The sequence below is a fragment of the Microcoleus sp. N9_A1 genome, from assembly GCF_036701795.1.
GTDB lineage: Bacteria > Cyanobacteriota > Cyanobacteriia > Cyanobacteriales > Microcoleaceae > Microcoleus.
Window position 1 is genome coordinate 1 of record NZ_JAUBRI010000191.1, and the last position, 1,144, is coordinate 1,144.

At 36.5% G+C, this 1,144-nt stretch carries 2 protein-coding genes; both read left to right on the forward strand.

Annotated features, from left to right (window positions below; all coding sequences use genetic code 11):
• The first annotated feature begins 67 nt into the window (after positions 1-67).
• Complete coding sequence (locus QUA58_RS31375; RefSeq protein ID WP_333398024.1) at positions 68-391, forward strand: transposase family protein; 324 nt, start codon at positions 68-70, stop codon at positions 389-391.
• Between the two features lie 15 nt (positions 392-406).
• Complete coding sequence (locus QUA58_RS31380; protein ID WP_333398025.1) at positions 407-952, forward strand: transposase family protein; 546 nt, start codon at positions 407-409, stop codon at positions 950-952.
• The last annotated feature ends 192 nt before the right edge of the window (positions 953-1,144 follow it).

Here is a 1,144-nt window from a genome sequence, read left to right on the forward strand (position 1 = left end):
TAGACATCTCCAAAATAGTAACATTATGTGGTAAAAGAACATAAGAGACCTTTTTTTACACAGAAAAATGAGCGACATCCTGAATCATATTGAAGAAAATCATAAAGAAACACAGCGATTAATTGGTCTGGCCTATGAAGAGTTACAACAATTGCTCCAAAATGCCGAACGATTACATCATGAAAAACAAGCTTTACTAGAAGCAAAGAAAGTGAGAATTATTGCTGGGGGAGGAGGTCGCAAACCCAAACTATCTCTTCCCGAACAAATAATTTTAACCTTGGTCTATCTGAGGCATATGACAACATTTCAACTTCTGGGCATCCAGTTTGGAGTAAGTGAGTCTACAGCTAATGATACATTTAACTATTGGTTGCCGCACCTGCTTTGATTGCTACCATCTAGCTTGCTGGAACAAGTAAAAAAAAACGCTGCTGACCATGCAATAGTTAAGGAAATACTCACAGAATATGAATTAATAGTAGATACCTACGAACAAGTCAGAGAGAGACCTGGAGATAAGGATGAACAAGAAAAATACTTTTCAGGCAAGAAGAGTAATCATACATTCAAAAGTCAAATAATTATCATGCCAGATGGTAGAGATATAGTTGATGTTGTGGCAGGGGAACCTGGCCCTAAAAGCGATATAACCTTATTCCGGGAATATCGCTCCGAGTTTGACCCTCAACAAAGATTTAAGGGAGATAAAGCTTACGTTGGAGAAGATTTAATAACAACTCCCATTAAAAAACCCAGAAACCGAGAATTAACAACTGAACAAAAAGAACAAAACAAAGCATTTTCGGCTAAAAGAATCTTTGTTGAACATCGAATTCGCTCGCTCAAAATATTTCGAGTTGTCCAAGAAAGATTTAGGTTGAATCCCCAAAAATATGAGCAAGTAATTTTAACGATTTGTGGAATAGTAAGGTTGCGAATTGGAGCCTGAATATTACCATTAGGAAAAGCGGTGAAAGCGTCAGATTAAAATTAACACAGTTCACTCAATATTTTGGCATAATTATCAACAATAAATATCTCAAAGTCTGGCTTCATCGTACACACTAGCTAATTTACGATGATTACATTTACGTCCTAGAACTTAACTATACAGAGGCTTTGAGTGTTTTCGGAGATGTCT